This window comes from Psychrobacter sp. AOP7-C1-14, assembly GCF_052376135.1.
Classification (GTDB): domain Bacteria; phylum Pseudomonadota; class Gammaproteobacteria; order Pseudomonadales; family Moraxellaceae; genus Psychrobacter.
The window spans coordinates 1-5348 of the sequence record NZ_JBQSVH010000035.1 but is presented as its reverse complement, the minus strand read 5'-3'; the positions used below and the strand labels follow the sequence as shown (position 1 = coordinate 5348).

Here is a 5348-nt window from a genome sequence, read left to right as displayed (position 1 = left end):
ATGATATGATGGTCAGCTCGCTAAATAGGATAAGCCACATTGGCTTGGTTATTTAGTTTGAAAAAACTAGCACTGGACGACAGTGTCAGACATTATTTAAAAGCATAACTAAAGAACAACTTGTGTGGATTTTTGCTGATTCAGAATGCTAAAAAATAAAGTTGACTATCTTTTCTTTTCGGAAAGATTATTAACTATAAAAATTATCATTTAAGACAGCAGAAAAACTCAAAGTTAATTCATTACGAACATAATTTTTAGCGATTTTGCCAGATTAGATGAGCCAAGTTTAGAAGCTTCTTTAAAGAGCTTCATAGCAAGATTAAACTGAAGAGTTTGATCATGGCTCAGATTGAACGCTGGCGGCAGGCTTAACACATGCAAGTCGAGCGGAAACGATAGGAGCTTGCTCCTAGGCGTCGAGCGGCGGACGGGTGAGTAATACTTAGGAATCTACCTAGTAGTGGGGGATAGCTCGGGGAAACTCGAATTAATACCGCATACGTCCTACGGGAGAAAGGGGGCAACTTGTTGCTCTCGCTATTAGATGAGCCTAAGTCGGATTAGCTAGATGGTGGGGTAAAAGCCTACCATGGCGACGATCTGTAGCTGGTCTGAGAGGATGATCAGCCACACCGGGACTGAGACACGGCCCGGACTCCTACGGGAGGCAGCAGTGGGGAATATTGGACAATGGGGGAAACCCTGATCCAGCCATGCCGCGTGTGTGAAGAAGGCCTTTTGGTTGTAAAGCACTTTAAGCAGTGAAGAAGACTCCGTGGTTAATACCCACGGACGATGACATTAGCTGCAGAATAAGCACCGGCTAACTCTGTGCCAGCAGCCGCGGTAATACAGAGGGTGCAAGCGTTAATCGGAATTACTGGGCGTAAAGCGAGCGTAGGTGGCTTGATAAGTCAGATGTGAAATCCCCGGGCTTAACCTGGGAACTGCATCTGAAACTGTTAGGCTAGAGTAGGTGAGAGGGAAGTAGAATTTCAGGTGTAGCGGTGAAATGCGTAGAGATCTGAAGGAATACCGATGGCGAAGGCAGCTTCCTGGCATCATACTGACACTGAGGCTCGAAAGCGTGGGTAGCAAACAGGATTAGATACCCTGGTAGTCCACGCCGTAAACGATGTCTACTAGTCGTTGGGTCCCTTGAGGACTTAGTGACGCAGCTAACGCAATAAGTAGACCGCCTGGGGAGTACGGCCGCAAGGTTAAAACTCAAATGAATTGACGGGGGCCCGCACAAGCGGTGGAGCATGTGGTTTAATTCGATGCAACGCGAAGAACCTTACCTGGTCTTGACATATCTAGAATCCTGCAGAGATGCGGGAGTGCCTTCGGGAATTAGAATACAGGTGCTGCATGGCTGTCGTCAGCTCGTGTCGTGAGATGTTGGGTTAAGTCCCGCAACGAGCGCAACCCTTGTCCTTAGTTACCAGCGGGTTAAGCCGGGAACTCTAAGGATACTGCCAGTGACAAACTGGAGGAAGGCGGGGACGACGTCAAGTCATCATGGCCCTTACGACCAGGGCTACACACGTGCTACAATGGTAGGTACAGAGGGCAGCTACACAGCGATGTGATGCGAATCTCAAAAAGCCTATCGTAGTCCAGATTGGAGTCTGCAACTCGACTCCATGAAGTAGGAATCGCTAGTAATCGCGGATCAGAATGCCGCGGTGAATACGTTCCCGGGCCTTGTACACACCGCCCGTCACACCATGGGAGTTGATTGCACCAGAAGTGGATAGCTTAACCTTCGGGGGAGCGTTCACCACGGTGTGGTTGATGACTGGGGTGAAGTCGTAACAAGGTAGCCGTAGGGGAACCTGCGGCTGGATCACCTCCTTATAGACGCATTCGGTCAGCAAGAATTCACAACAAGTTGTTCTTTAGTTTAAGCTTACGTTTTTAACAAACGTATTAGGGTCTGTAGCTCAGCTGGTTAGAGCACCGTGTTGATAACGCGGGGGTCGGTGGTTCAAGTCCACCTAGACCCACCATTTTACAATGGGGCCATAGCTCAGTTGGTAGAGCGCCTGCCTTGCACGCAGGAGGTCAACGGTTCGACTCCGTTTGGCTCCACCACTACTAAGACGGTTTAAGTAAGCTTTAAGTGCTAGATAAATAAAATAGGTATTAAATAGAAACAAGTGATTGTGATTGATTACTTCTTTCTGTTTTATACAGAATCTGTGACTCGACGAGAGCATAGAGACTATTTAAAAACATAGATATGAGTCTGGGTTAGGAAGCGCGTGTTCACGCGCACTTCCTAACCTTAGTAATCGGCCTCTTAACGACATCAGTTGTTATCCCAGGGGTTGATTGCTAAAAAAGTAAAGAGAACTGAATCAAGCGTATAAAATTAGGTGATATCGTTATCATAATTAGATTGTATGACACTTTGGAGTCGAAAGACTACTTGGGGTTGTATGGTCAAGTAATGAAGCGCACATGGTGGATGCCTTGGCAGTCAGAGGCGATGAAAGACGTGACAGCCTGCGATAAGCTTCGGGGAGGCGGCAATATCCTGTGATCCGGAGATTTCTGAATGGGGAAACCCAGCTAGCATAAGCTAGCTATCCTAATTTATTAGGAAGCGAACGAGGGGAAGTGAAACATCTCAGTACCCTTAGGAAGAGACATCAATTGAGATTCCCCTAGTAGCGGCGAGCGAACGGGGAGAAGCCGATTAGTGCTAATGTAGAAGAACAGCGTGGGAAAGCTGACCGTAGTAGGTGATAGTCCTGTATTCGAAACATTAGCGTTAACATATTAAGTAGAGCGGGGCACGAGAAATCCTGTTTGAAGATGGGGGGACCATCCTCCAAGGCTAAATACTCCTGACTGACCGATAGTGAACCAGTACCGTGAGGGAAAGGCGAAAAGAACCCCTGTGAGGGGAGTGAAATAGAACCTGAAACCGTGTGCGTACAAGCAGTGGGAGCCCACTTGTTGGGTGACCGCGTACCTTTTGTATAATGGGTCAGCGACTTATATTCTGTAGCAAGGTTAACCGTTTAGGGGAGCCGTAGGGAAACCGAGTCTTAATAGGGCGTCTAGTTGCAGGGTATAGACCCGAAACCGAGTGATCTATCCATGAGCAGGTTGAAAGTGCCGTAACAGGCACCGGAGGACCGAACCCACTGTCGTTGAAAAGCCAGGGGATGACTTGTGGATAGGGGTGAAAGGCTAATCAAACTCGGTGATAGCTGGTTCTCCCCGAAAGCTATTTAGGTAGCGCCTCGGACGAACACCATTGGGGGTAGAGCACTGTTTCGGCTAGGGGGTCATACCGACTTACCAAACCGATGCAAACTCCGAATACCGATGAGTGATATCCGGGAGACACACGGTGGGTGCTAACGTCCATCGTGGAGAGGGAAACAACCCAGACCGCCAGCTAAGGCCCCAAATTCCTAGTTAAGTGGGAAACGAGGTGGGAAGGCATAGACAGCTAGGAGGTTGGCTTAGAAGCAGCCATCCTTTAAAGAAAGCGTAATAGCTCACTAGTCGAGTCGGCCCGCGCGGAAGATGTAACGGGGCTCAAACTAGGAGCCGAAGCTGCGGATTTGAATTTGTTTTCAAGTGGTAGGGGAGCGTTGTGTAAGCCTGTGAAGGTGTGTTGTAAAGCATGCTGGAGGTATCACAAGAGCGAATGCTGACGTGAGTAACGATAATGCGAGTGAAAAGCTCGCACGCCGGAAGATCAAGGGTTCCAGTCCAACGTTAATCGGGGCTGGGTGAGTCGACCCCTAAGGCGAGGCCGAAAGGCGTAGTCGATGGGAAATCGGTTAATATTCCGATACTTGTTTATAATGCGATGGAGGGACGGAGAAGGTTATGTCAGCCTGGCGTTGGTTGTCCAGGTGAAAGGATGTAGGTTTATAGCTTAGGTAAATCCGGGCTATTTTATACCGAGATCTGATAGCAAGTCCTACTTGTAGGACGAAGTGGCAAATACCATGCTTCCAGGAAAAGCTTCTAAGCAATAGTTATAAACGAATCGTACCCTAAACCGACACAGGTGATCAGGTAGAGAATACCAAGGCGCTTGAGAGAACTCTGCTGAAGGAACTAGGCAAAATGGTACCGTAACTTCGGGAGAAGGTACGCTGTTGGTGGTGATAGGACTTGCTCCTTGAGCTGCTGGCAGTCGCAGATACCAGGCTGCTGCAACTGTTTATTAAAAACACAGCACTCTGCAAACACGAAAGTGGACGTATAGGGTGTGATGTCTGCCCGGTGCTGGAAGGTTAATTGATGGGGTTAGCGTAAGCGAAGCTCTTGATCGAAGCCCCAGTAAACGGCGGCCGTAACTATAACGGTCCTAAGGTAGCGAAATTCCTTGTCGGGTAAGTTCCGACCTGCACGAATGACATAATGATGGCAGCGCTGTCTCCAGCAGAGACTCAGTGAAATCGAAATCGCAGTGAAGATGCTGTGTACCCGCGGCTAGACGGAAAGACCCCGTGAACCTTTACTACAGCTTTACATTGAACTTTGACCTGACTTGTGCAGGATAGGTGGGAGGCTTTGAAGCCGAGACGCTAGTCTTGGTGGAGCCAATCTTGAAATACCACCCTGGTCATGTTGGGGTTCTAACTCAGGTATAACAATACCGAGGACAATGTATGGTGGGTAGTTTGACTGGGGCGGTCTCCTCCTAAAGAGTAACGGAGGAGTACGAAGGTGCGCTCAGACCGGTCGGAAATCGGTCGTAGAGTATAAAGGCAAAAGCGCGCTTAACTGCGAGACCCACAAGTCGAGCAGGTACGAAAGTAGGTCTTAGTGATCCGGTGGTTCTGTATGGAAGGGCCATCGCTCAACGGATAAAAGGTACTCTGGGGATAACAGGCTGATACCGCCCAAGAGTTCATATCGACGGCGGTGTTTGGCACCTCGATGTCGGCTCATCTCATCCTAGGGCTGAAGCAGGTCCTAAGGGTATGGCTGTTCGCCATTTAAAGAGGTACGCGAGCTGGGTTTAGAACGTCGTGAGACAGTTCGGTCCCTATCTACCGTGGGCGTTGGAAATTTGAGAGGATCTGCTCCTAGTACGAGAGGACCAGAGTGGACGAACCACTGGTGTTCGGGTTGTCATGCCAATGGCATTGCCCGGTAGCTACGTTCGGATGGGATAACCGCTGAAAGCATCTAAGCGGGAAGCCCACCTCAAGATTAGATTTCCCTAAAGAGCCGTTCAAGACTAGGACGTTGATAGGCAGGGTGTGGAAGCGCAGCGATGCGTGTAGCTAACCTGTACTAATTGCTCGTTTGGCTTGACCATACAACACCCAAGTGGTTTGTATACAAGTCTAATTAATCTGTCA

General features: G+C 48.9%; 2 tRNA genes and 2 rRNA genes. All 4 read left to right on the top strand.

Annotated elements, in window-relative coordinates:
- The first annotated feature begins 324 nt into the window (after positions 1 to 324).
- The 4 genes from ACT3QN_RS13530 to ACT3QN_RS13515 all read left to right on the top strand — a co-directional run bounded on the left by ACT3QN_RS13530 (position 325) and on the right by ACT3QN_RS13515 (position 5305).
- Positions 325 to 1863: ribosomal RNA gene (locus ACT3QN_RS13530) — 16S ribosomal RNA — on the top strand.
- A gap of 75 nt (positions 1864 to 1938) precedes the next feature.
- Positions 1939 to 2015 (top strand) — tRNA-Ile (locus ACT3QN_RS13525).
- A gap of 9 nt (positions 2016 to 2024) precedes the next feature.
- Positions 2025 to 2100: transfer RNA gene (locus tag ACT3QN_RS13520), tRNA-Ala, on the top strand.
- Positions 2101 to 2449: 349 nt separating this feature from the next.
- Positions 2450 to 5305 (top strand): 23S ribosomal RNA (locus ACT3QN_RS13515).
- Together the 16S and 23S rRNA genes with 2 tRNA genes alongside form the textbook arrangement of a ribosomal RNA operon.
- Positions 5306 to 5348: the final 43 nt, after the last annotated feature.